The following is a 24,068-nucleotide window of genomic DNA, read 5'->3' as shown; positions in this document are numbered from 1 at the left end:
TGTAATTTATGTTTTATCTTATTTTTGTCACGATTGTTTGGTCATTTTCATTCAGTCTTATTGCTGTTTATCTCAGTGGACAAGTTGACTCTTGGTTTGCTGTTGTGATGCGTGTTTTGTTAGCTTTTATTACTTTTATTCCTTTTTTTCGATTTCGTGGTATCCGCTTTAAACAGATGATTCTGTTAATGGGCGTTGGAGCCTGTCAATTGGGGATTATGTACTTTTTTTATTATAATTCCTTTCAGTATATTTCAGTACCTGAAGTCCTTCTTTTTACCATATCAACGCCTATTTATGTCACGATTATTTATGACATATTGCAAGGTCATCGTCTTCGATATAGTTATCTGTTAACGGCTATTATTGCCGTTATTGGTGCAGCTATTATTCGCTATGATCATATCAGTCGTGATTTTATTATTGGATTTTTATTAATTCAGGGCGCAAATGTTGTGTTTGCTTTAGGGCAGGTTGGGTATAAACGAATTATGGAACTTTATCCATTGCCCCAACATCAAGCTTTTGCATGGGTCTATTTAGGGGCTGTGCTTGTTGCTAGTCTTGGCTGGTTATTGTTTGGTGATTATTCAAAATTACCTACAACCAACTTACAGTGGGGTATCATTATTTGGCTTGGTGTGATTGCCTCTGGTTTGTGTTATTTTTTATGGAACTATGGCGCAACTAAAGTGGACTCAGGGACATTAGCGATTATGAATAACGTGGTTATTCCAACAGGCATCTTGGTTAATGTCGTAGTTTGGCATCAATCCATTGACTGGATTCGATTTTCAATTGGAAGTGCGGTAATTGTGTTTGCTTTAATACTTCATCACAAAGTAAAACGCCACTCCCCAAAATAAATTAAATAACATTATGTTAAGCCAAATTGTAACATAATGGATAATATCAACGGTGTTGTTATGGATGATAATGCTGTTGATATGAGTAAACTTGATGCAATAGGGCCTTGTAATACCTCAAATTGTCTTGCCATCATATAACAGTTAATCGCAATCGATACTGAGCTTAATAATACAATAACTTGTAATTCCAATACGGGTAATCCTAACAGTTTTCCTGTCACAAATGTAACAATAGGTAGTATTGCCATTTTTATCATACAGATTGTTGCGGTAATGTGTAATTTGTTCCTGATTTGATATTCGGCCAGCCCCATGCCTAATACAATAAGTGATAAAGGTGCTGTCATGTCACTGACCATTTTTGTGGATTGTTGAATGAATTTAGGTAATGCGATACCCGTATAATTAACCGCAATACCGGCAAAAATGCCTAGAATTATAGGGTTTTTGGTGACATTTTTGAATGCTTTAATAAATCCTTTGCTGGAAAGTTTTCCCATTTGTACAAATTCGATCGATACGGTTGCTAGCGTCCATAAAATAAGTGCATTAAAGATGACAATAATCGCAACAATTGGAATTGCACTGTCACCTAGTAGCATTTTTATGATTGGGATACCAACAAACACTGTATTGGTATAGATTCCCCCCATAGCAAACATCGTACTTTCAGAACCATTTAGGTGAAAACATTTATAGGCGATTAAGCAACCTAAAGCAAAAACAATAAATGAGCTACCGAAGAAAACGAATAATAGTTTCATATCGATTTCAGAATGCTCGGAAAAATGGCTCATAATTTGAAAGAGCATAATCGGAAAAGCGATATAAAAGGTGAATTTGGTTAAACTGTCGGTCACCGTTTTTTGCCAGCGACCTAATTTAACCGCTATATAGCCTAATAAAATAAGAATAAATAGCGGTAATGTTGCGACAAATTGTTGTCCTAACGTCGAAAAAAAAGCCATATGATAATTACTATTTATTGATGTTTACGAATAAAATACCATTCTAACTGCGTCGATCGTTTTGGATCAAATTGATAGCCTTCAAGGTTAAAGCTTTTTATATCATCAGGTTGATTGAGGTTATTTTTGATAATGTAACGACTCATTAATCCTCGTGCTTTTTTGGCATAAAAACTAATTACCTTGAATTCACCTTTACTTTCATCTAAAAAAATAGGTTGGATAATCGTCGCTTTTAATTGTTTTGGTTTAATGGCTTTAAAATACTCATTCGAGGCTAAATTGATTAACGTTGGATTTGCAGTTTTATGAAACTCATTATTTAACTGGTCGGTTAATTTATCTCCCCAAAATTGATATAAATTATTGTTATGACCGTTTTTTAGGCGTATCCCCATTTCTAAACGATAGGGTTGAATAAGGTCAAGGGGGTTGAGTAGACCATAAAGTCCGGATAAGATCCGTAAATGAGATTGAGCAAATTTTAAATCTGCTTCTGAAAAATCGTCGACATGAAGCCCTTCATACACATCACCTTTAAAAGCAAGAATTGCTTGTCTGGCATTTTCAAGATTAAATTCTTTATACCAATGTTGAAATCGTTCATAATTTACTTCAGCCAATTTTGGACTAATTGACATCAATTTAGCTAAATCGTCGGCGGATAATTTTTTACACTCTTTAATAAGTATCTCAGAATCTTTAATAAATTTAGGTAGTGTGTGTGTGTTCGTGATAAGCGGACTTTGAAAATCGAGGGTCTTGGCAGGAGAAATTATCGTTAGCATAAAGTGATACACCTATTGTAATTTATGTAAATTGAGGGTATTTTACACCTAATCTTGCAAAAAAGGGGTATAAAAATGAATCAAACCAAAAAAGAAATACATGACCTTCGTTCTTGGGCAAAAATTCGTGAAACATCTCTAGAAATTGCAGAAGCCATTTTTGAGTTAGCACATAATGATGAAAAGCTTGCTGAACAAATTTGGTCAGAAGGTAGTGATGAAGTATTGCCACTTGCCTTTTCTAAAACAAAAGCAGATAGACTGTTTTGGGGTGAACAAACAATCGAGCGTAAAAATATCTAAGTTTTATGAAATTGACTTTTTTAGGCACCAGTGCTGGTTGCCCAACAGCTGAGCGTAATGTGAGTAGTATTGTGCTCGATCTTTTGCAAGAACGAGGCAAATTATGGTTGTTTGATTGTGGTGAAGCCACACAAATGCAAATGCAAAAAGTTAAATTTAGTCTTGCAAAACTTGAAATGATTTTTTTAACACATTTACATGGTGATCATCTGTTTGGGCTTCCAGGGGTATTAACCACGCGTTCTTTAATGCAAAATCAATCCGCTTTAACCTTAATTGCACCTAAAGGGGTGAAGCAATTTATTGAAACGGTTATCGCAATTAGTCACTCTTGGTTAAGTTATCCACTCAATATCATTGAGCTTGAAGAAGACTGTACGGTTTTCGAAGATGAAAAGTTCAAAGTCGAAGCAACATTGTTGCAGCATCGTGTTCCTTGTTTTGGTTATCGTATTATTGAAAAGGATTTACCAGCCAGTTTAGATATCGATAAATTAAAACAAGATAATATCGAAATTGGCGCACACTATACACTTTTGAAAGCCGGTAAAACCGTTACCTTAGAAGACGGTCGTGTTATTCATGGTAATGATTATTTAGGATCGGTAAGGCAAGGTCGAAAATTGGCAATTTTTGGTGACACGGTGCCATGTCAAGCCTCAATTGCGCTAGCCAAAGATGTTGATTTAATGGTGCATGAGGCGACTCAAGAGCATGCTTTGGAAGAAAAAGCCTTAGAACGCGGGCATTCTACCACTGTTCATGCTGCAACGATTGCTAAATATGCCAATGCCAAGCAACTTATCATGACCCATATCAGCCCAAGATATAGCCTTAAAGATAATGATAAATTACTTAATGAGGCAAGAAGCATATTTGCTAATACGGAAATTGCGAGTGATTTTTCAACGTTTAATCTCTAATTCTTTTCGCCGACTGTTTCGACGAAAAGGATATTTTTTATAAACAAAAATCTTTAATCAAATTTTCGATAGCTATTTTAGTCGGTTTTAAAAAATCCATTGAAATAAACTCATCAGGTTGATGTGCTTGTTCAATAGAACCAGGACCTAATACAATGGTTGGTGAAATTTGGTTTAAATAAGGCGCTTCAGTACTGTAGTTTACGGTTTGCGCAGTTTGACCAACTAATTTTTCAACTTGCTGTAAAGCAGGATGATCTTTTTTACATTCATAACCCGGAATTGGGGATACTTCATATTCAACCGAAATACGGTTAGGGTATTTGTCCATGACCGGTTGTAAAGCCTGACAGAGATCATGATAAAGCGAATTAACATCGTTGTTTGGCAATACACGAATATCAATAATTAGCTCGCAACAACCACAAATACGGTTTGCTGCATCTCCTCCATGAATTACCCCGAGATTAAGCGTCGGATAGGGAACAGTAAAACCGTCATTATGATACCGTTCTTTAAACTGCTGTTTCAGTTTTAACAATTGTGCGATAGCTAAATGCATGACTTCAATCGCATTTATTCCTTTGTCTGGATCACTTGAATGACCAGACTTACCAATGACTTTGATTGAGTTGGAAATAAAGCCTTTGTGCGCACGTATCGGTATTAATGATGTTGGTTCACCAATGATTGTACAATCGGGTTGTAAGTGAGTATTTTTAGCAAAAAATGATGCTCCAGCCATGGTGGTTTCTTCATCAGCGGTAGCAAGAACATAAATAGGTTTAGTTAGTTTGGTTAGATCGATATCACGTAAGGCATCAAGTATAAAAGCAAAAAAACCTTTCATGTCTGCTGTGCCTAATCCATATAACTTGTTGTTTTCTTCCGTTAATTTGAAAGGATCTTTAGTCCATTGTCCTTCATCAAAAGGCACTGTGTCAGTATGGCCGCTAAGCAGTAATCCACCTTGTGTCTGGTTTTCATTATTTGAATAAGTCGCTAATAAATTAAATTTACCGCGAGTATTCGGTACGGGCTGTATTTCAATTTTGAAACCTAACTTTTCAAACCAGTTTGCTAATTTGTCTATTAAAGGTTTGTTTGAAAAATCGAGTTTTTCATTGGTTACATTGCTGATTGTTGGGGTTGATATCAGTTCACTATAAAGCGTTAAAAAAGAGGGCAGTGCCATACAAAATCACCTTAAATTGCTAATTAAATTAAATCCATTAATAAGATGATAAGCATATCACTTACTGTAAGATTTGCCTATGACTAACGCTTATGTTTCACGCCGTTTTTAATCTGCATGACTAATTTAGTAGTAACTCATTATGACCAGCAAACATTCATTTGGTGTGATCAATTGATAAAGATTCACTGATTTTCAATTTTTTAACATTTCTTGCGTTTATTTTGTATGCTGATTTTATTTGTAAAAAACATTTGTTATTATTTGATCATTACTAAATAGCATATAACGATTCAATATTTCGTTAAGCTTGATTATAAATTAATTATTTTGAACAAGGCATGAGTTATGAAACAAATAAGCAAAAAATGGATTATTATCACCGTCGTTATACTTGCTATTATTTTTATTGCATGGCAGCAACTAAAAACGGATGGATATGGTGCGGATTTTACTAGTGGAAATGGGCGTATTGAGGCAACCGAAATCAATATTTCTGCAAAATTAGCAGGTCGAATTGAAAAAATTAATGTGAATGAAGGGGATTTTGTTAAGGCAGGGCAACCACTCGTTGTAATGCAAACGGATACGTTGCAAGCCAAATTGAACGAAGCTCAAGCCCAATACCTTCAAGCCATCAGTAATGAGGCAAGTGCTAAAGCACAAGTTTCTTTAAAAATGAGTGATAAAATTGCGGCTTTAGCCGGTGTTACTCAGCGTGAAAGTGACTTAGATATCGCTTCAAAACATCTTCAACGAACAACCACCCTTTATCAAAAAGGGGCTTTATCCATTCAACAATTTGATGATGATACCGCTAAATTCAATAGCGCTAAAGCGGCATTAGATTCTGCTCAATCACAAGTGACAGCAGCGGATGCCGCAATAGAAGTTGCACAAGCTGGCGTGGAAAGTGCTAAATCAGCTATTAATGTTGCTGATGCCAATATCAGACAAATCCAAGCCGATATTGATGACAGTACACTCGTTGCACCTGTCGATGGTCGTATCCAATATCGTATTGCTCAATTAGGTGAAGTGATGCCTTCTGGTGGTAAAGTGCTAAATCTGGTTAATTTGTATGACGTTTATTTAACCTTCTTTTTACCCGAAACTGTAGCGGGCAAAGTAGCCATTGGTGACGAAGTTAGATTGATTTTAGATGCCTTACCTGACAAAGCCATTTCAGCTAAAATTTCGTTTGTTTCGAGTGTTGCACAGTTCACCCCTAAAACGGTTGAAACGAAAGATGAACGCCAAAAATTGATGTTTAGAGTGAAAGCACAACTCGATCCTGAATTATTAAAATGTTTTATCAATCAAGTAAAAACGGGTTTACCAGGTGTAGCATGGGTGAGATTAAACCCGAATACTTCTTGGCCAGCTGATTTATCTGATGTAGCCAAATGTCCAACTAAATAATTGGAGATAGCATATGTCAGAATCAGACAATAAGGATTTAGCTTTATTAGCAGAAGCTAAATCTATTGATGATGCAGTGGTTAAAATTAGCGATGTTTCACTGCATTATAAAAAAAATTGTGCGCTGGATAACATTAGTTTAACTATTCCACCAAGGTGCATGGTGGGATTAATTGGACCCGATGGGGTTGGTAAATCAAGTTTGCTGTCTTTGATTGCGGGTGCACATGTTATTCAAGACGGTTTAATTTATGTTTTAGATGGCGATATGCGAGATAAGTCACATCGTAAAGCGGTGTGTACTCGTATTGCTTACATGCCACAAGGATTAGGTAAAAATCTTTATCCAACATTGTCTGTCGAGGAAAATCTTCAATTTTTTGCTCGTTTATTTGGTAATGATGCCGCAGAGCGTCGACGTCGCATTGACGAATTAACAAAAAGTACTGGGCTGTATCCCTTTTTATCAAGACCAGCAGGGCGACTATCTGGCGGTATGAAACAAAAAGTCAGTTTATGTTCTGCTTTGATTCATGATCCTGATTTACTGATTCTTGATGAACCTACCACGGGGGTCGATCCCCTTTCCCGAGCACAATTTTGGCAATTAATTAATAAAATTCGGCAGCAAAGACCACAAATGAGTGTTATTGTGGCAACAGCTTATATGGATGAAGCACAAAACTTTGATTGGCTTGTTGCAATGTATGGCGGTAAAATTTTAGAAACAGGCACACCTAAATCATTATTAAGCCAAACAGGAAAAGATAATTTAGACGATGCCTTTATTCAGTTGATGCCAGAAAGTGCCAAACAAGGCTATCAAGCCGTTGAAATTCCACCTTTGGATGTAAATAACAATCTACAAACAGCGATAGAAGCGAAAGGGCTAACTAAGCAATTTGGTGATTTTATTGCAGTCGATCATGTTAATTTTTCGATTAAACAAGGCGAGATTTTTGGCTTTTTAGGGTCAAATGGTTGTGGTAAATCAACAACCATGAAGATGTTAACTGGCTTATTACCTATTTCGTCCGGTGAAGCTTGGTTATTTGGTAAACCTGTTGATGCCAATGATATTAATACCAGACGGCATTTAGGTTATATGTCTCAAGCTTTTTCTTTGTACAGTGAATTGACTGTTGAGCAAAACTTAGTGCTACATGCACGTTTATTTGGCATTGAAGAAAGTAAAATACCTGAACGTGTTTCTGAACTTCTTAAACGGTTTGGATTAGAGCAAGATGCTCAAAATCTACCTGATAGCTTACCTTTAGGGGTTAAACAGCGTTTATCTTTATCGGTCGCCGTTGTGCACAACCCAGAAATATTAATTTTAGATGAACCGACATCGGGCGTCGATCCGATTGCTCGAGATGACTTTTGGCGTTTGATCATCGAATTATCCCGTAAAGATAAAGTAACGGTTTTTATTACTACCCATTTTATGAATGAAGCCGCAAGATGTGACAGAATTTCTTTAATGCATGCGGGGAAAGTGTTGGCAAGTGATACTCCCGATAATATTATTGCATCGAAAAACGCGTCGACTTTAGAAGATGCCTTCATCCGTTATCTAGTTGATGCAGGTGCTGACGATAGCGATGCACAACAAAAATCGACCGAAGCTCCAGTTACCGCCGACAAATCCCAAACAGTCATCCCACCAGCGAATCATCTTCAAGGATTTAGTTTAACACGGATGATTGGTTGTTTATGGCGTGAAACACTTGAACTGTCGCGAGATCCTTTACGTGCGATGTTGGCATTAATGGGGTCAGCAATCTTAATGCTCGTTATGGGTTATGGGATTACGCTAGATGTCGAAAATTTACGTTTTGCCGTGCTCGATCGTGACCAAAGTGAAATCAGTCAAAACTATACGCTTAATTTGTCTGGGTCCAAACGTTACTTTGTTGAAAGGCCACCTATAACGGATTATGCCGATATGGATGCCCGTTTACGAAGTAATGATATTGCGTTAGCGATTGAAATTCCACCTAATTTTGGACGAGATATTCAACGTGGTGATTCCGTTGATATCGGTGTTTGGATAGATGGTGCCATGCCACTACGAGCAGAAACCATTAAAGGCTATGTACAAGGTATGCACCTTGCTTGGCTAAGTCAAAAAGTTAAAGAAATGTCGGGAAAAGATTCAACCAGTTTGGCGAATATTGAGACACGGTATCGATATAATCCTGATGTAAAAAGCTTACCGTCAATGGTACCGGCGGTTATTCCTATTTTATTATTGATGATTCCTTCCATGCTGGCAGCTTTATCGGTTGTCCGTGAAAAAGAGATGGGATCGATTATTAATTTATATGTTACCCCTGTAACGCGTGCTGAATTTTTATTAGGTAAACAAGTACCGTATATTATTATTTCTATGTTTAGTTTTTTGCTGTTGCTGTTTATGGCGATTACTATTTTTGGCGTGCCAATCAAAGGCAGTTTATTTACCTTGTGTCTGGCTGCTTTAGCTTATTGTATTATTTCAACGGGGCTTGGGCTGTTGGCGTCAACTATTACACGTAGTCAAATTGCAGTGATATTTTTAACCTGTGTCGGCACTATGTTACCTGCTATTCAGTTTTCGGGTTTACTCAATCCTGTGGCTTCATTGGAGGGGAGTGGGCGTTATATCGGTGAAGTTTATCCAACAACACATATGCTCATTATTGCACGAGGTGTATTTAATAAAGCACTGGGTTTTAATGATTTACACAATTCTTTATTCGCATTATTAGTCACTATTCCTGTTGTGCTGTGCGCCAGTATTTTTCTTCTTAAAAAACAGGAAGGGTAGTTATGAAGCAAAGCTTAATTAATATTTATCGATTAGGTATTAAGGAATTATGGGGACTATTACGCGATCCTATCATGCTTCTGTTAATAGGTTATTGTTTTACGTTTGATATTTATATTGCCGCTACAGCAACATCTGACTCGCTTCATCATGCCTCAATAGCGGTGGTTGATGAAGATGATTCACCGTTATCAAGACAAATTGTTGCGGCTTTTTATCCGCCGATGTTTAATCAACCTGTAAAATTATACTCAATGGATGAGGTGGATCGAGGCATGGATACCGATAGCTATACCTTTGCTTTAAATATTCCGCCTAATTTTCAGCGTGATGTGTTGAACAATCAAAGTCCTGAAATTCAATTAAATATCGATGCGACTCGAATGGGGCAAGCTTTTGTAGGGAATGGTTATATCACACAAATCATCACGGGTGAAGTGACAGAGTATGTTAATCGTTATAGCAAAGCAACGGATTTACCTGTCAATATTCAAGTTCATACCTCATTTAATCCGAATTTAACTCGCTCTTGGTTTGGCTCGGTAATGGAAATCATTAATATTGTAACGACGTTATCCATTATTTTAACCGGAGCTGCATTAATGCGAGAACGTGAACATGGCACTATTGATCATCTGCTTTCCATGCCTGTCACACCGTTTCAAATAATGATATCTAAGGTATGGTCAATGGGATTAGTGGTGTTAATCTCAACTTGGGTGGCATTACTATTGGTGGTAAAAAGCTGGCTTAATGTTCCAATTAATGGCTCAATTACGTTATTTTTGATTGGAGCCGCTTTACATTTATTTGTGACAACGTCACTTGGAATCTTTATGGCAACCATAGCCAAATCAACGGCACAATTTGCCATGTTGTTAATTTTAATTTTATTACCGTTGCAAATGTTGTCCGGTGGTAGTACACCAAGGGAAAGTATGCCTGAAGTAGTACAAAATATTATGATGATTGCCCCAACAACGCATTTTGTCGAATTAGGGCAAGCCATACTATATCGTGGTGCAGGGTTGAGTGTTGTGTGGACATCCTATGTATGGTTAATTGGAATTGGATCGGTCTTTTTCTTTATAGCATTAAGACGTTTCCGTAGCTCAATTGTTAATATGGGATCGTAAGTCACTTGCTATATGCTGATAAACCATAACCAATCGATTGATTTTTAATGAGTTGGTTATGGTTTATTATTTTTTCAATTTAATTGCCTTCATCTTCTATAATGGTCATTATCATCTTGAATCAATCATATTTACTTAAACCGATCAGTGAATAAAATTGCAATCTTCGTTTATTGAGCTAACTTAATGTTTGTCATTAATATTGGGTTATTACGCCAAATATTTTCATAATTTTATAAATATGAATGATTTTGTCACTAAAATGAATGTAAATGTCATTTCTTTTATATCAGTTATTGTTAAAATTTACCGCAAATTTAGCCAGCTACAAGTGTTAAATCCTAATAAACATAATGGGTTAAGATTAACAGTTGTGGCAATGTTATTTTCTTGAGTAGTAAATAAATTAATGCTTGTGTTTGTCATTTAAGACTGTTGTATGAAAATTTAATGGTTTTCATATGATGAAATTCAGCGCTATTTCGTTAATTTAATTTTAGTGGTCTTGTTGTCGCTAATAGTTTTCACAAATTTTCAGTAAACGTCACGAAATAAGTAAAGGCTGTATTATTTTTGTTTTGAATTAAGGCTGATTCAACCTTAATTCCTGTATGTCTATCTATCAAGATAGATATTAAAATCTTTAAAGTTCCACCATTTATTCAATTACTAGAACTAGCATGTTTACCAGCGAAAGTAATATTCATTCTTAACGTGGTTTCCATTTAATGGAATAAATGATGAAATGTTTATTAGTTTCGTTTGGTGTTTTTTAATTCTCTTGGCGTTAATCCAAAATTAGCTTTAAATCTTTGTGAAAACCGAGTGGACGAAGAATACCCTATCATTTCAGCGATATATTCTGTTGAAAAATTAGAGGTTTGTAATAAATGAAGCGCTTGTCCCATCACGAGTTTTTCCTTAATTTTTTGTATATTTTCCCCTTCAAGTTTCAATTTTCGATACAACGTTGCTTTACTCATGCAGATTTCTTTGCAAATTTCATCAATGGTTATTTTTTTATTGTCTTTTTTATTAAATATTTCAATTACTTTTTGCGTGGTTTCTTTTCGATTGGGTAAACATGCCAAATTTTCATAACCGGAATGGACTAACAGTTTAATAATTTCTTTTCTACGATTTGTAATGATGTCATCAGATGCCCATTCTAAGCATTCTATCATTTGTGAAACACATTTATAAAAGGCAGAATTTGCTTTCCCTGCGGTATATTCATTGGTTTTCTTTGTATTGATGTTGATTGATGTATCATTAAAATCAGAAAATTCAAAATTAATAAGTAATGCAAAATAATTCGTATTTGCGGGTATATTTCTCATGTTCATTGATTGAACATCGGTGAAAAAAATAAAATCTCCTGTATTGCAGGCTAGTTTTTTTTCATTACCAATCACTTTGCAACCACTTAATATAATTATCAGTAAAGGCTTTAAAATCGGTATATTTGATAAATTTTGTTGCTTTTTAGAGGTGTAAATTGAGATATAATTGCTGTTACTATTTGCTTCACTTAACTGTTTAAGTTTTTCAATTTCTACTGCGGTATTATTCATCCTAATTGCCCCATTACTTTCGTGTATTTTTTATCGTGATGATGAAAAACATGTTGACGTTGTTCAGTATATCGTTCTGTTATAAAATTTATGCTTCATACACTGAATCTATTAACGTATAAGCAAACAATAAATAAGGTCACAAAAATTTTTTACACATTTAGTACTCCTGTTGGTTATGGAAAAATGTAAGCCAATGTCCAAAAGTTGTGGCCTTTAATGGAAATTTACTTATAAAGCTTTGTTACTAAAAAATTAATTCACAACTTTTTATAAGCAATGCCATAACCTATCAAACATAATCTATGTGAAAATGTATATTTATTTAACGTATTTTAATTACTCAAAATAAAGCTATTTATTTCGTTTAAAATTGTTTTTTCGAGCTTTGTTATTTCTGGATAAGCATTTTGAAGACATACTTTAGCACTGTATATTCTTCTTTTTTGACTTATTTTTGAACTGTTAGTATGCATTTAATACACGCTAACAACTCGATAAAGTTAACATATTTTAATCAAAACGTTAACTTTTTGTAAAATAAATTTTATGAGTAAAAAATCAAATTTGCATGTTATGACTATTTTTATATGCCCAATCGTTATTTATCTTAACGTTTATTATGATAAAAAAACGTAATTTAGATTTTTCTGTTGGAAATGCAAAAATTTACAACATTATTCTTCGTTATAATGATTGGTTATTTTTGTTGCTAATTATCATTTAACTAATGGTAATTCATCCCAACGTGTTGTGTAACGTTGGCTAAGCCGTTCTCGTTTGATCTGCCAAGGTGCGGTTTTTCTACTTCCGCCTAATTGAATGGTATTTTTACCCATTTTTTGATTAATGGTATCGATTGTTTTCATTAAGTTATCATTTTTTTGCTGTAAGACTGGCAGACTATTTAAAGCAAATAAGTCAGATTGGCAAAAGCTATCTTTAGCTTTTAAATCGAGTAACATAACACCTGACTTCATAAATAAAAATCCTTTTTTATAAATTGCTGCTAGCCCCTGTTGTGCTGCATGAATAATTACTCTTGAATCATCAGTAGGTGATAGTAGCGGTACGACAATCGAGGGATTGTATTGAATTAAGTCTTGACGAAACCGATTTGTTTTCAAAAAAACAAGTACAGCATTAGCAATCGATTTTTGTTGTCTTAGTTTTTCAGCTCCTCGACTGGCATGAATACGAATGGCCTCTTGCAAATCAAATAATTCACCTGTTAACTGCCCAAAACTACGTGATGTCATAATGTTTTTTTTAGGTGTTGCAATGTCATCTAATTCAATAGCGTTAATACCTTGCAGCTCTAATATGGTACGTTCAAGCACGACGGAAAATTGTTGTCTAATTTGTTTTAAATCTGCCTGACGCAGATCCCACGCAGTATGAATGCCTAATGTTTGCAATCTTTTGGCTATGCGTCTGCCAACGCCCCAAATTTCATCAACAGGAAATGATTTTAAAATCTGATCAAGTAAGGCTGAATCGTTAGGAAGGCAATAGACCCCTTGATAAATAGGCTGCTTTTTTGCAATGTGGTTTGCCAACTTTGCTAACGTGTGGGTTGATGCAATGCCAATACTTACCGGAATCCCAGTATCACGTTTTACTATTGCCCTTAAATGTTGACAATGGGTTGTAACATCGCTAAATCCCGCCAGTTTAATAAAAGCTTCGTCAATAGAGTAGGGTTCAATATCGGCAGTATAATGGCTGGCAGTATCAAAAACACGTTGGCTCATATCGCCATAAAGTTCATAGTTAGAACTTAATAATGTAATTTGTTTTCGAATGTTAGCCTCAATTTGGTAGGCAGGCATACCCATTGGTACTAAAGGTTTAAGTTCATTGGAGCGTGCGATGACACATCCATCATTATTGGATAAAATGCCAATTGGTTTTCCTTCTAATTTAGGGTTAAAAACACGCTCACACGAAGCATAAAAGTTATTACAATCAATCAGCCCAATCATGCATGACCACGTTTTCGTAAAGAATGAATAGTGTGTATAACAACGCCCCATATATGGACTTCTTTACCCGCTAATGAAATAGGGGGATAAAGTTCATTGCCTGATAATAGATAATGTTGTCCATCAATAAGTCCCAGGCACTTACATGTTAGTTCACCGTCAACAGCTGCAACGACAATATCTTCTATTTGGGGTGCTAATGAACGATCTACTACTAAAAGATCACCACTAAAAATACCATAGTTAATCATTGATTCACCTTGTGCTTTAATATAATAAGTAGCACTTGGGTGTTTAACTAAGTGATCGGTTAAGTCCAGTTTGGCTTCTAAATAATCATCAGCAGGCGATGGAAAGCCAGCCCTAACAGGGGTATCAACCAAAGGTAAGTAATTTTTGATAGTGCTATCAACGGTTCCTAGCACAATACAGGATTTACTCAAGAACGTTTCTCCTAAAAATATACAGGTAAAATTTATACTATGTAGTAGTATTCGTGATAAAAAACGAATAGTGTATAAATATACAGTATAAAATTCTTGATTCAATGAAAAACACTGTAAAAAAATAGCAATGTGACAAAAAATGACCATGTGTAATGGATGATAAGTATATTTTGACGAACCAGTAAGTTTGACGATCTGAATCAAGAATAGTTGAAATAATGGCAGGATTGAATTTGTATTGTTGCAAAAAATAGAGAACAAAATCGCAAGCTATCATAATAATTGATTTAAATTACATTACGGCATTTTACAAAACCACTTAAATAGTTTACATTATATTGATTATTTATTAATTAATTTACAACATAATTCACTATACCTTGTATTTTTGTTCACAGCCCTTATATAAGTGACTAAAGGTAAACTTTAAGTGTGACTTATCGAAATAATACAAAAAGTCAATTTGTTAACCTAAGTACGCCTGATGCAATTTTGATTGGTTATCGATGATAAAAAGCGCTATTTAGTTTGTTTTAGCTTAATTTTGATTTTTACTCTAATTTAACGCTCGTTTTTTTTATTTTCTCATCTTTTGTTTTTTATAACAATAAAATACCAATATTGATATATATCAATAATATTTGTTGCGATTTTTTGTTTTTTTAGACAGTCAGTATTGCCAGCTCGACACAAGGGCGAAAAGAATCAGATATAATATTTTCCAAGTTATGTTATTTGACATTTAAATATAGCAAGGGTTGTCGTATTAAAAATATTTTTCAAAAACACAAAGTGCGTAAAACAACATTTAGTTATATCAAGTTTTTAAAAAACTGAAAAAAGGTTTTGTCGCTAGTTTTATTATAACTGGGTCATGTTCAGTTTTATTACCTACTTATTTTAGCTCGGTCTATAAATATAAATTCTAATCCAAAGTTACCGACCAATTACCGAATATGTATTTTAAGTAATATTATTTTAGGAGTTTTAAAAAAAATGAATCTAATTTGGTCTGCAGTAGGGCAAGTTGTTAGTTCTTGTCTTCCGGTGTTTTTATTAATTTTTCTTGGTTGGTTATGTGTTCATCAGAATATTTTTACCAAAGACTCCAAGAAGCTATTATCCGGTTTAGTGTCAAACTTTGTATTTCCGGCATTACTTTTTGTGCATACATCACATGCTAAGCCGTCTGAAATATTCAACGGTATTTGGATGATTGCATTTTTCTGTACAATGTCATTTTTATGGATAATTTGTTTTTTAACCAATAAATACATTTTACATAAAGATTTAAAATCAACAGCGATGAACGCGATGTTATGTTGTTTCCCGAATATGGGGGGAATGGGCGTACCATTTTTAACATTGATGTTAGGTGCATCGTCAACCATTTCAGTCGCTGTAGCGAATTTTGTGGTGGCGTTATCATTGATACCAATGACGATTTTCTTATTGGAATTGTGTGATACGAAAATATCTGGCGGAAAAGTAACGGGCAACATGGTATTTAGCGCAGTGAAAAACTCGTTAATGAAACCAATGTTTTTAGCGGTCATTCTGGGCTTAATTGTCAGTGTTACAGATGGAACAAAATGGTTACCACATTTTGTCTTTAATACCTTTGATATCATGTCGAATGCTTGTAACTTTATTTCGTTAATTGCCGTTGGGGTAGGTATCTATGGTGTTAAATTGAATTTTTCAAAACCGTTGATTATCAATGTGATTTTAAAAAGCTTCTTTACACCAGTAGTAGCTTTAATTGCGGTAAACCTTTTTGGTATTACGGGTATGGAGGCGGAAGAGTTAGTATTCTTGTTAGCTATGCCAACAGCATCAACAGCCGTTATTTTGGCTTATAATTGGAATGTTGAGCAAGAACAAGCATCAAGTATCTTTTTTGCTTCAACAATTTTATCCATATTTATTTTACCAACGTTGCTTTTAATTATGCATTTTACGGTACCGGGTGTGCAATAAACAATTTGTTTAAGCGAAAAATAGGTATAAAAAACGGGTATTAAGCCCGTTTTTTGTTTATTACTTGTTGTTTTTTTATTTTGGCGGTGTTTGCTTTAACATAAGATAAAACAGTATTTTGATAGGATTGTTTATTACAATTTAAATAAATTTTCACTAATGTAAAAAGCTATTTTTGTGCAATAAATACCGCTCGCATTGGGGCAGGATAACCCTCAATGGTTTTACTCAGATCATTTGGATCGAGAAAATCAACAAGTGAATCAGACGTCATCCAATCGGTTTTACGTTGTTCTTCTAAACTAGTTTGTGAAATATCCACCATTCTGACATCTTTAAAACCGCATTTTTGTAGCCAATTTATCATGGTAGGTACCGATGGAATAAAGTAAACATTGCGCATTTGTGCATAACGTTCACCAGGCATAAGCGCTTGATGTAAGTCACCTTCAATAACGAGTGTTTCTAATATTAATTGTCCACCATCAACAAGCTGATCTTTTAATTGGTAAAGATGATCAAGAGGTGAACGGCGATGGTATAAAACACCCATCGAAAATACCGTATCAAAAGCATTAAGCTTTGGTAGCTCTTCAATGCCAAGTGGTAATAAATGTGCTCGTTTATCATCACCTAATAATTTTCTGACGGCTTCAAATTGACATAAATAAAGAGCCATAGGATCGATGCCTACTGCAAGTTTAGCCCCAGCGCCAATCATTCGCCATAAGTGATACCCACTATTACAACCAACATCTAAAACAAGTTTACCTTCTAAATTATCAATATGATGAATAAGACGTTCCCATTTCCAATCAGAACGCCATTCAGTATCGATATCTATACCATAAAAATGAAATGGTCCTTTGCGCCAAGGCATCATGTTTTTTAATAGCTGAGTAATACGTTGCTGTTCCCCAGTTGAAAGAGGAGTTTGCGTTTTTACGCTGACACCATGCAATAAATCTATATGATAGGGCGTTATAACAGGTAAGTGTTTAATACTATTTAGCCATTGTGTAAAACGGCTATCTAAGTTTTGTTTTTGCCAATTGGCTAATTGTGCCGGTAAGACTTCAAGCCAGCTACTGAGCCTATTTTTTGCGATAATCTGGTAAAAATCACCAAAATCGATCATTCTTTTGTGTCCTTATAAATTTGATTTTTGACTGATATATGGATTGTTAACTATCCTAAATAACGGCTATTTTATAGCAATGATAGAACCAAAATTGAAACATTGGAACCAAGTGTTAATATGTGTAAAACCTGCTTTGGTTAGGCGTTCATTATGGATTTCGATAGTATCAGTCAGCATGACATTTTCTAACATATTACGCTTTTGACTAATTTCTAACTCACTGTAACCATTCGCACGTTTAAAATCATGATGCATATTGAACAGTAAGTCATCAATAGTTGAATCAGTAAAACTAAATTTTTCAGATAATACCAATATACCATTGGGGTTTAATGCTTGATAAATCTTATTCAAGACTTGTTGTCGGGATTCGGGTGTTAAAAATTGTAATGTAAAATTGAGAACAACCATGGATGCATTTTGCATCTGGATATTACAGATGTCGTCACAGATTACATCAACGGGCGTATTGGCCTTAAAGGCGTCGATATGGCGTTTACAACGTTCAACCATCGGTAACGAATTATCAATAGCCACAATATGGCAATTTTCATGTTTAATATTACGACGAATAGAGAGCGTTGCTGCACCTAATGAACAACCTAAGTCATAAATCATTGAGTTCGGTTGGACAAATCGTTCAGCCAACATACCAATCATAGAAATAATATTCGAATAACCCGGCACCGAGCGTTGAACCATATCTGGAAACACCTCAGCAACTTTTTCATCAAAAGTCCAGTCACCTAATTTATCGATAGGGGTTGAAAATAATTGATCTATTTTTGAATTCATAAAAGTTGAAGTTATAGATAACGAATAAAAAATAATTCTGTTATGATACCACTTTTTTAAGTTAATTTGTTTGAAGCATTATGAATTTTGTTATTCTTTTTATAAGTTTGATGAGTATTTTAGTCATTATTTACTTAGGTAAACGGTGGTTATTTTGGCTAGATTTTCATTTAAATGGTTATTTGAAATTGGCTTATTGGTTAGCATTAGCAACCATAGCTACCACATTTATCCTGTCAAAAGTATTGAATGATTTTCCGGCCTTTTTTGGCATATTGTTCAGTTTAACTATCTGTTTTGTTTATGCGACATTACTTTTTGACTTTATTCACTTAATAAGTAGAAAAAGATTTAAACCCGATTTTTGGGTGAGTTATGTTTATGTCGGTTGCGTAATTGTACTGTTTATATTTGGTCATCAAATGGCGACTAATTCTAAAATAGTAACTTATCAAGTTACGATTAATAAACAGGCTAATGTTGATCATTTACGTATTGTTCAATTAAGTGATATTCATCTTAATGGGTTAACCCAGCGTAAATTTATCAAGCAAATGGTGGACGAAGTTAACAAACTTAATGCCGATCTTATCGTTATCACGGGTGATACGCTAGATAAACAATTAAAATCATTTACAGAAACTGACTTTAATAAACAATTTTCACAATTGAAATCGAAATATGGTACCTATATTATTTTTGGTAATCATGAATATCTAGCCATTAATAAAGAACATCCTCATGGCGAGGATATTGTTGATGCGTTTAAAGCTGCCAATATGCGCGTTTTACGAGATGATATTGTGTACCTTAGTGATTTGAATATCACGTTAATTGGTCGAGAAGATTTTTCATCGAGTAAGTATGATTTAAAACGAGCGGAACTTGCTGATTTAATGATGTTTGCCGATACGTCTACACCCATCATTTTATTAGATCATCAACCCAAAAATCTTGATGAAACAGCTAACGCCGGAGTTGATTTAATGATTTCAGGACACACGCATGGTGGGCAACTTTTTCCAATCAATCTTTTGTTATCTGTTATTTATAAAAATGCTGATGGGATATATCATGATACAGAAAAACAGTTTACCAGTATTGTAAGTAGCGGTTATGGCTTTGGAAGTATACCTTTACGCTTAATGACACGTTCAGAAATTGTTGTCATTGATGTGACGTTTGATAATAACAAAGAACAATCAAATCATTCTTTAGAATAGGTAATTAATATTGACTTATCAATTTATTATAAATAATGAACAACTCGCTGATTATTGTTCAAAAATCAAAAATAGTGCAGCTATTGCATTGGATACTGAATTTGTTCGAACTCGAACTTTTTATCCTCATTTAGGCTTACTTCAGGTATTTAATGGTGAATTTGCTGCCTTGATCGATCCTATTGCAATCACCGATTGGCAATGTTTAATCGACATTTTTCGAAATGATGCCATTGAAAAATATTTTCATTCTTGCAGTGAAGATATTGAAGTATTTATGCATCATTTTGATTGTGTCCCAACGCCAATCATTGATAGTCAAGTCCTTGCATCTTTTTTAGATAATCCATTAAGTAGTGGCTATGCCAGTTTAGTTAAAAAATATCTCAATATTGATCTTGATAAAAGTGAAACCCGTACAGATTGGTTGAAACGGCCATTGACAGACAAACAGTGTCAATATGCGATTAATGATGTGATATACCTGTTTCCGTTAATGCAAAAACTTAAATCACAATTAATCAGCAACCATTATTTAGTTGCCGCTTATCAAGAGTGTCAAATGGTTATTGGTCGCAAATGTGAGGTGATCAATCCAGATGATGCTTACCTGAGTATTAAAAATAGCTGGCAATTGAAAGGTAAGAGTTTAGGGCAGTTATATAAATTAGCGAGTTGGCGCTATCAATTAGCTAAGCAGCAAGATATTGCTGTAAACTTTGTGGTCAAAGAAGAGGTGTTGTGGAAAATAGCTCGTTATTCACCCTCATCCTTGTCAGAACTCGATAAATTAGGATTGCATGGAAAAGAGATTCGGTTATATGGCCAACAGATTCTGAATATTTTATCGGAACCTATTCCAGACATTCCAGCAATACGTCGTATTAATAGTTATCCTGATTATAAGGTGATTACAGATCAACTAAAAAATGCAGTTGTCAAGATTGCCTCACAAACAGGGCTTAATGCAGATTTGTTACTATCCAGACGATTAATAAACCAATACGTGAAGTGGAAGATTGATAAAATAGGGCAGGATCCAGAAATTTTATCAGGCTGGCGAAAGCCTTTATTTGAACCCTATTGCCAATAAATGTTGCTAATGAGCAGATCATATCTGCTCATTTAATATGACATGTTTTTCAATTATCAATGTCTAAATTTGACAACAATTAAGCAAGTTCAGTTAGCATTGATTCGACAATCAATGAAGATTGTGTTGCAGCCAATTTTAAGAAAGATTGGAAATCAACGGCTGATTCACTATCACCATTATCCGAAATTGCTCTAACCACCACAAAAGGTATCTGATATAACCAACAAACATGACCAATAGCAGCCGCTTCCATCTCAACAGCGATAGCATTGGGAAATGTTTGCTTAATTCGTTCCAGATTGGTTTTTCCATTGATAAATGCATCACCACTACCGATCGATCCTTCAATAGCGTTGACCCCTTGTTTTTTAATACACTCTTTGGCTAATGTTTGGTAAGTTTCACTTGCCTCAAATGCAATCGGGCATCCTGACATTTGACCTGGTTGATAACCAAACGCAGTCAAATCCACATCATGATAAAATACATTTTTCGATACCACGATATCGCCAATGTTTAATGCCGTTGAAAGTCCACCTGCTGAGCCAGTATTGATAACCGCATCAACTTGATAATTATTTAATAATAGGGTGGTGCCTGATGCTGCTGCGACTTTTCCAATGCCTGATTGAAGAAGTACAATTTCACAATTGGCTATTTTTCCAAGATGAAAATCGCAATTTAGATGGCGTTCCACTCTATAATGGGTAATTTTACTTTTTAATATCGCAACTTCTTCTTCCATTGCGGCAATGATAGCGATTCTCATACGATCCTCATGACTAACGTTAAGTAACTTAAATTAAGATGTGATATCATAATTGCTATAGGCTAACTTGACAACATACAACTATCTGGAGAAGAGAATTGCGCACAATATTTATAACGGGCTGTTCAAGTGGAATAGGGCTGATTTCGGCTGTTGCACTCAAACAACGAGGATATCGTGTTATTACTTCTTGCCGTAAAGACGAAGATCAAAAAAAACTTATTGAGCAAGGATTTGAAGCAGTGATTCTTGATCTCAATAATCCTGAATCTGTCACTCAAGCTGCTAAGGAAGTGTTAGCATTATCCAATAACAAGTTATATGGTTTATTTAATAATGCTGGATTTGGTGTATATGGTCGATTAAATACAATCAGTCGTGAGCAGTTAGAATCTCAATTTGCAACTAATTTTTTTGGTGTTCATCAATTAACTCAACTGCTCTTACCCGCCATGATTGAACATAATGAAGGACGAATCATACAAACCAGTTCAATCGTTGGTATTATTGCAACACTGGGACGAGGTGCTTATTCAGCCAGTAAGTATGCTTTAGAAGCCTGGTCGGATGTATTAAGACTTGAATTAGCCAATACAAATATTAAAGTGTGTTTGATTGAACCCGGTCCATTAACAACAGCTTTTTCAAAAAATGTCAATCAAACAGAAAAAACACATCGGATTGAAAATCCGCTGATAGCTAAACGATTTACCTTACCGCCCGAGGCCGTTTTGCCATGTTTATATCATGCCCTTGAACATCGCAAACCTAAAATACGTTACAGGGTAACAAAAGTAACCCAGTTAGCGGCGATAGGCAAACGTTTGCTTCCGGATAGATTAATGGATAGAATTTTACTCAATAAATAATGAATCTCAATATTCATAGGACATAATATGCAAAACCCTTTTATTTTTGATGTTAATGAACAAAATATTCAAGAAATTTTAGAAAAATCAACTAAACAGCTTGTGTTATTTTACTTTTGGTCACCAAGAAGCCCAAATTATGAAGAAATGACACAAACATTGACTAAATTAGCTGATGAATATCATGGTCAATTTATTTTAGCGAGTGTCAATTGTGATGAGCAACAGATGTTGGCTGCTCAATTTGGGTTACGTGCCATTCCGACCGTTTATTTATTCCAAAATGGCCAACCTCTCGATGGTTTTCAAGGGCCTCAACCAGAAGAAAAAATTCGTGAATTACTTACTAAAGTGTTGCCTAATGAAGATGAACTTAAGTTAATTGAAGCACAAAATCTATTTAATGAAGAAAAATACGAAGAAGCTTTGCCATTATTAAGACAAGCATGGAAGAATTTAAAGGATCATTTAGGTAAACCAAGATCCGATATTGCATTCATGTTAGCCAAAGCACAGATAGCATTAAAGCAGCTAGCGGAAGCAAAAGATGTTTTAGCTTCTGTTCCATTGCAAGATCAGGATACTACCTATCATGGTTTACAAGCTGAAATTGAGTTATTGGAACAAGCTGCAAATTCTCCCGAATTGCAATTATTACAAGCTGAATTAGAAAAACACCCGGATAATGTAGAGTTGATGATCCAATTATCATCGCAATTAATGCAAGTAGGACGGCAAGAAGAAGCACTTGAATTACTATTTAAGCCTCTTACTCAAGATCTTAATGCAGGTGATGGACAAGTTAAGAAAACCTTACTTGACCTTTTAGCAGCGTTAGGCACAAGTAATCCGTTAGCGGCTTCTTATCGTCGTAAACTTTATACATTACTTTATTAAGATGAATTAGAGAAGATAATCATGATTCAACAATAAATTTATTGTTGAATCATCAGTTTTAGTGTTCGATTACTCGAGGGAAGTTTTCATTACTGCGTAGCGTTAATACTTCAACACCATTATCTGTCACTAAAATAGTGTGTTCATATTGAGCAGAAAGTCCATGATCTTTGGTTTTTACGGTCCAACCATCTTTCATTGTTCGAGTACGCCAATCACCTGTGTTTACCATAGGTTCTATAGTGAATGTCATACCCGGTTTTAAAATAACTCCACCGTCATCAGCATCATAATGCAGCACTTGCGGTTCATCATGATAAACTTCACCGATTCCATGGCCACAATACTCCCTAACAGATGAAAAACCAAATTTTTCTACATATTTTTGAATTGTTTTACCGATTTCTCTTAATCGAATACCTGGCTGAATAATTTTAATCGCTTCATACAAGCTATTTTGTGCCACTTCACACAACTTTTCGCCAGCAATGGTTGGTTTTCCTGCAATATACATTCTTGATGTGTCACCGTGATAACCGTCTTTGATAACAGTGACATCAATGTTAAGTATGTCACCATCTTTTATTTTTTTATCAAAACTTGGGATACCATGACAAACAACGTCATTGATTGAAATACAGCTTGTATGTTGATAACCGCTATAGCCGATATTTGCAGGGATAGCTTTTTGAACATTGACAATATATTCATAGCAGATTTTATCCAGTTCACCTGTCGTAATACCGGGCTTGACATAGGGTTCGATCATTTCTAATACATCGGCAGCAAGTTTGCCAGCGATACGCATTTTTTCGATTTCTGTTGGCGTTTTTAACTTAATAGACATTAAATTGTTCCTGTAATGTTAATGGCTATA

21 protein-coding genes are annotated in these 24,068 nt (G+C 34.9%); 11 read left to right on the top strand and 10 right to left on the bottom strand.

Features of this window, described 5'->3' with window-relative positions; genetic code table 11:
* Positions 1 to 8: 8 nt before the first annotated feature.
* Positions 9 to 866 (top strand): carboxylate/amino acid/amine transporter, encoded by an 858-nt coding sequence (locus ACGH6R_RS00630; protein WP_411596636.1) that lies wholly within the window; start codon positions 9 to 11, stop codon positions 864 to 866.
* Between the two features lie 11 nt (positions 867 to 877).
* On the opposite strand, the gene ACGH6R_RS00625 is transcribed toward ACGH6R_RS00630, so the two are convergent.
* Both ACGH6R_RS00625 and yaaA read right to left on the bottom strand, forming a co-directional pair.
* Positions 878 to 1,837 carry an AEC family transporter gene (locus ACGH6R_RS00625; RefSeq protein ID WP_411598599.1) on the bottom strand — a complete coding sequence of 320 codons (960 nt, stop codon included), beginning with the start codon at positions 1,835 to 1,837 and terminating at the stop codon, positions 878 to 880.
* A gap of 14 nt (positions 1,838 to 1,851) precedes the next feature.
* Positions 1,852 to 2,625 carry a peroxide stress protein YaaA gene (gene yaaA, locus ACGH6R_RS00620; protein ID WP_411598598.1) on the bottom strand — a complete coding sequence of 258 codons (774 nt, stop codon included), beginning with the start codon at positions 2,623 to 2,625 and terminating at the stop codon, positions 1,852 to 1,854.
* A 75-nt stretch (positions 2,626 to 2,700) separates the two neighbouring features.
* Here yaaA and ACGH6R_RS00615 point away from each other — a divergent pair, with 75 nt between their 5' ends.
* Positions 2,701 to 2,928: a YccJ family protein gene (locus ACGH6R_RS00615; RefSeq protein WP_220217224.1), complete on the top strand. Its 228-nt coding sequence runs from the start codon at positions 2,701 to 2,703 to the stop codon at positions 2,926 to 2,928.
* A 5-nt stretch (positions 2,929 to 2,933) separates the two neighbouring features.
* Complete coding sequence (rnz, locus tag ACGH6R_RS00610; protein WP_411598597.1) at positions 2,934 to 3,851, top strand: ribonuclease Z; 918 nt, start codon at positions 2,934 to 2,936, stop codon at positions 3,849 to 3,851.
* Positions 3,852 to 3,888: 37 nt separating this feature from the next.
* Here rnz and argE read toward each other — a convergent pair whose 3' ends face one another.
* Positions 3,889 to 5,046 carry an acetylornithine deacetylase gene (argE, locus tag ACGH6R_RS00605; protein WP_411598596.1) on the bottom strand — a complete coding sequence of 386 codons (1,158 nt, stop codon included), beginning with the start codon at positions 5,044 to 5,046 and terminating at the stop codon, positions 3,889 to 3,891.
* A 348-nt stretch (positions 5,047 to 5,394) separates the two neighbouring features.
* On the opposite strand from argE, the gene ACGH6R_RS00600 reads away from it, so the two are divergent.
* From ACGH6R_RS00600 to ACGH6R_RS00590, 3 genes are read left to right on the top strand one after another with little or no spacing between them, the layout of a single operon-like run.
* On the top strand, positions 5,395 to 6,468 hold the full coding sequence (locus ACGH6R_RS00600) for an HlyD family secretion protein (protein ID WP_267350896.1): 1,074 nt from the start codon (positions 5,395 to 5,397) through the stop codon (positions 6,466 to 6,468).
* Between the two features lie 13 nt (positions 6,469 to 6,481).
* Positions 6,482 to 9,280, top strand: coding sequence for a ribosome-associated ATPase/putative transporter RbbA (gene rbbA, locus ACGH6R_RS00595; RefSeq protein WP_411598595.1), 2,799 nt, complete (start codon positions 6,482 to 6,484; stop codon positions 9,278 to 9,280).
* Positions 9,281 to 9,282: 2 nt separating this feature from the next.
* Positions 9,283 to 10,416: an ABC transporter permease gene (locus ACGH6R_RS00590; RefSeq protein WP_267350900.1), complete on the top strand. Its 1,134-nt coding sequence runs from the start codon at positions 9,283 to 9,285 to the stop codon at positions 10,414 to 10,416.
* 752 nt (positions 10,417 to 11,168) lie between these two features.
* Here the strand turns inward: ACGH6R_RS00590 and ACGH6R_RS00585 are convergent.
* From ACGH6R_RS00585 to ACGH6R_RS00575, 3 genes are all read right to left on the bottom strand, one after another.
* On the bottom strand, positions 11,169 to 11,990 hold the full coding sequence (locus tag ACGH6R_RS00585) for a helix-turn-helix transcriptional regulator (protein ID WP_267350902.1): 822 nt from the start codon (positions 11,988 to 11,990) through the stop codon (positions 11,169 to 11,171).
* Positions 11,991 to 12,709: 719 nt separating this feature from the next.
* Positions 12,710 to 13,975 (bottom strand): Y-family DNA polymerase, encoded by a 1,266-nt coding sequence (locus tag ACGH6R_RS00580; protein ID WP_411598594.1) that lies wholly within the window; start codon positions 13,973 to 13,975, stop codon positions 12,710 to 12,712.
* Complete coding sequence (locus tag ACGH6R_RS00575) at positions 13,972 to 14,418, bottom strand: LexA family protein (RefSeq protein ID WP_267350906.1); 447 nt, start codon at positions 14,416 to 14,418, stop codon at positions 13,972 to 13,974. The genes ACGH6R_RS00580 and ACGH6R_RS00575 overlap by 4 nt, the downstream gene beginning before the upstream one ends.
* Positions 14,419 to 15,417: 999 nt before the next feature.
* On the opposite strand from ACGH6R_RS00575, the gene ACGH6R_RS00570 reads away from it, so the two are divergent.
* The gene (locus tag ACGH6R_RS00570) at positions 15,418 to 16,401 is read left to right on the top strand and encodes an AEC family transporter (RefSeq protein ID WP_267350908.1); all 984 of its coding nucleotides are present in this window, start codon (positions 15,418 to 15,420) and stop codon (positions 16,399 to 16,401) included.
* 169 nt (positions 16,402 to 16,570) lie between these two features.
* Here the strand turns inward: ACGH6R_RS00570 and cmoB are convergent, their stop codons facing one another.
* Both cmoB and cmoA read right to left on the bottom strand, forming a co-directional pair.
* Positions 16,571 to 17,539: a tRNA 5-methoxyuridine(34)/uridine 5-oxyacetic acid(34) synthase CmoB gene (gene cmoB / locus ACGH6R_RS00565; protein ID WP_411598593.1), complete on the bottom strand. Its 969-nt coding sequence runs from the start codon at positions 17,537 to 17,539 to the stop codon at positions 16,571 to 16,573.
* Positions 17,540 to 17,605: 66 nt separating this feature from the next.
* The gene (cmoA, locus tag ACGH6R_RS00560; RefSeq protein ID WP_267378672.1) at positions 17,606 to 18,337 is read right to left on the bottom strand and encodes a carboxy-S-adenosyl-L-methionine synthase CmoA; all 732 of its coding nucleotides are present in this window, start codon (positions 18,335 to 18,337) and stop codon (positions 17,606 to 17,608) included.
* Positions 18,338 to 18,417: 80 nt separating this feature from the next.
* Between cmoA and ACGH6R_RS00555 the strand changes: the two genes are divergently transcribed.
* Positions 18,418 to 19,560 (top strand): metallophosphoesterase, encoded by a 1,143-nt coding sequence (locus ACGH6R_RS00555; protein WP_411598592.1) that lies wholly within the window; start codon positions 18,418 to 18,420, stop codon positions 19,558 to 19,560.
* Positions 19,561 to 19,570: 10 nt separating this feature from the next.
* Positions 19,571 to 20,653: a ribonuclease D gene (gene rnd, locus ACGH6R_RS00550; RefSeq protein ID WP_267359729.1), complete on the top strand. Its 1,083-nt coding sequence runs from the start codon at positions 19,571 to 19,573 to the stop codon at positions 20,651 to 20,653.
* A 79-nt stretch (positions 20,654 to 20,732) separates the two neighbouring features.
* Here rnd and ACGH6R_RS00545 read toward each other — a convergent pair whose 3' ends face one another.
* Entirely contained in the window at positions 20,733 to 21,425 is a 693-nt protein-coding gene (locus ACGH6R_RS00545) for a 5'-methylthioadenosine/adenosylhomocysteine nucleosidase (RefSeq protein ID WP_267350916.1), read from the bottom strand.
* Between the two features lie 98 nt (positions 21,426 to 21,523).
* Here ACGH6R_RS00545 and ACGH6R_RS00540 point away from each other — a divergent pair, with 98 nt between their 5' ends.
* Together ACGH6R_RS00540 and ACGH6R_RS00535 are read left to right on the top strand one after the other, a co-directional pair.
* Positions 21,524 to 22,294, top strand: a complete 771-nt coding sequence (locus ACGH6R_RS00540; protein WP_411598591.1) for an SDR family oxidoreductase — start codon at positions 21,524 to 21,526, stop codon at positions 22,292 to 22,294.
* A 27-nt stretch (positions 22,295 to 22,321) separates the two neighbouring features.
* Positions 22,322 to 23,191, top strand: coding sequence for a thioredoxin family protein (locus ACGH6R_RS00535; RefSeq protein WP_267350917.1), 870 nt, complete (start codon positions 22,322 to 22,324; stop codon positions 23,189 to 23,191).
* A 58-nt stretch (positions 23,192 to 23,249) separates the two neighbouring features.
* Here ACGH6R_RS00535 and map read toward each other — a convergent pair whose 3' ends face one another.
* Positions 23,250 to 24,038 carry a type I methionyl aminopeptidase gene (gene map / locus ACGH6R_RS00530; protein WP_411598590.1) on the bottom strand — a complete coding sequence of 263 codons (789 nt, stop codon included), beginning with the start codon at positions 24,036 to 24,038 and terminating at the stop codon, positions 23,250 to 23,252.
* Between the last annotated feature and the right edge of the window lie 30 nt (positions 24,039 to 24,068).

It is taken from the genome of Gilliamella sp. CG13 (genome assembly GCF_046635805.1).
Taxonomy (GTDB): Bacteria; Pseudomonadota; Gammaproteobacteria; order Enterobacterales; family Orbaceae; genus Gilliamella; species Gilliamella apicola_I.
Note: the sequence above shows the minus strand (reverse complement) of the source record. Positions and strands in the feature narration are given on the sequence as shown.

What these genes read in the sequence shown, in the direction of transcription:
- ACGH6R_RS00580 (WP_411598594.1), bottom strand. Translation starts at nt 13,975, where the DNA reads ATGATTGGGCTGATTGATTGTAATAACTTTTATGCTTCGTGTGAGCGT.
- ACGH6R_RS00555 (WP_411598592.1), top strand. Translation starts at nt 18,418, where the DNA reads ATGAATTTTGTTATTCTTTTTATAAGTTTGATGAGTATTTTAGTCATT.
- argE (WP_411598596.1), bottom strand. Translation starts at nt 5,046, where the DNA reads ATGGCACTGCCCTCTTTTTTAACGCTTTATAGTGAACTGATATCAACC.
- ACGH6R_RS00570 (WP_267350908.1), top strand. Translation starts at nt 15,418, where the DNA reads ATGAATCTAATTTGGTCTGCAGTAGGGCAAGTTGTTAGTTCTTGTCTT.
- rnz (WP_411598597.1), top strand. Translation starts at nt 2,934, where the DNA reads ATGAAATTGACTTTTTTAGGCACCAGTGCTGGTTGCCCAACAGCTGAG.
- ACGH6R_RS00600 (WP_267350896.1), top strand. Translation starts at nt 5,395, where the DNA reads ATGAAACAAATAAGCAAAAAATGGATTATTATCACCGTCGTTATACTT.
- ACGH6R_RS00590 (WP_267350900.1), top strand. Translation starts at nt 9,283, where the DNA reads ATGAAGCAAAGCTTAATTAATATTTATCGATTAGGTATTAAGGAATTA.
- rbbA (WP_411598595.1), top strand. Translation starts at nt 6,482, where the DNA reads ATGTCAGAATCAGACAATAAGGATTTAGCTTTATTAGCAGAAGCTAAA.
- ACGH6R_RS00625 (WP_411598599.1), bottom strand. Translation starts at nt 1,837, where the DNA reads ATGGCTTTTTTTTCGACGTTAGGACAACAATTTGTCGCAACATTACCG.
- map (WP_411598590.1), bottom strand. Translation starts at nt 24,038, where the DNA reads ATGTCTATTAAGTTAAAAACGCCAACAGAAATCGAAAAAATGCGTATC.
- ACGH6R_RS00615 (WP_220217224.1), top strand. Translation starts at nt 2,701, where the DNA reads ATGAATCAAACCAAAAAAGAAATACATGACCTTCGTTCTTGGGCAAAA.
- ACGH6R_RS00630 (WP_411596636.1), top strand. Translation starts at nt 9, where the DNA reads ATGTTTTATCTTATTTTTGTCACGATTGTTTGGTCATTTTCATTCAGT.
- ACGH6R_RS00545 (WP_267350916.1), bottom strand. Translation starts at nt 21,425, where the DNA reads ATGAGAATCGCTATCATTGCCGCAATGGAAGAAGAAGTTGCGATATTA.
- ACGH6R_RS00585 (WP_267350902.1), bottom strand. Translation starts at nt 11,990, where the DNA reads ATGAATAATACCGCAGTAGAAATTGAAAAACTTAAACAGTTAAGTGAA.
- yaaA (WP_411598598.1), bottom strand. Translation starts at nt 2,625, where the DNA reads ATGCTAACGATAATTTCTCCTGCCAAGACCCTCGATTTTCAAAGTCCG.
- cmoA (WP_267378672.1), bottom strand. Translation starts at nt 18,337, where the DNA reads ATGAATTCAAAAATAGATCAATTATTTTCAACCCCTATCGATAAATTA.
- ACGH6R_RS00535 (WP_267350917.1), top strand. Translation starts at nt 22,322, where the DNA reads ATGCAAAACCCTTTTATTTTTGATGTTAATGAACAAAATATTCAAGAA.
- cmoB (WP_411598593.1), bottom strand. Translation starts at nt 17,539, where the DNA reads ATGATCGATTTTGGTGATTTTTACCAGATTATCGCAAAAAATAGGCTC.